Source organism: Microvirga arvi, assembly GCF_016892765.1.
GTDB lineage: Bacteria > Pseudomonadota > Alphaproteobacteria > Rhizobiales > Beijerinckiaceae > Microvirga > Microvirga arvi.
In genome coordinates, this window is the sequence record NZ_JAFEMD010000223.1 from 1 (window position 1) to 624 (window position 624).

General features: G+C 68.1%; 1 protein-coding gene. It reads right to left on the reverse strand.

Translation table 11 applies throughout. From position 1 onward, the window contains the following. Window positions 1-624, reverse strand: a 624-nt coding sequence (locus ILT44_RS30615) for a hypothetical protein (RefSeq protein WP_204243376.1), incomplete at both ends; no start/stop codon positions are given.

Below are 624 nucleotides of genomic sequence, written 5' to 3' on the forward strand. Positions count from 1 at the left end.
CAGGGCCTGCCCCTTGATGCCTAAACCGTCCAAGTCCGTGGTGTTCTGCTGACTCAAGTCGACCCATGAGGCCAGGAACCGGCCGTCCGGATGGGAGGCCAAGGCGGACGTGGCCTGGGTTTCCCGCGTGCTGGCATTGACCGTGAAGGCATCGCCCGCGGGCGACCCGTCCGCTTCGAATCGGCGGCCCGCGATCCCTGGTCCGCTCAGGTCCGCCAGATCCCCCGTGGAATCGGTCCAGGTGACGACGAACCGGCCGCCCGGGAGCGCGGCGACGGCCGGATCGCCCTGGAATCCGCCGCCGCCGGCGATCGTGATCTCGGGCGAGAAGGCATTCGTCGCGGGATCGTAGATCTTCGCCTTGACATCCTCGTCGTTGAGCGGGTTGGTCTGTTCCCAGACGAGGACGTAGCGGCCATCCGTCAGGGCTGCGACGTCTGGGGCGGTGGCCTCGAAGGTGTCCTGGACGGTCAGCTCCGGGCCGGTCGGCGTCACGCCGCTGAACAGCCTGAGCTTGACGTCCGCATTGTCGAGCCACGTTGCGACAGCGGTTCCGGTAGCGGCGTTCGCCGCTACGCTCGGGCTGAACTGAGAACCGCCGCCGGTCAGGAGCGTAGGAGCCGA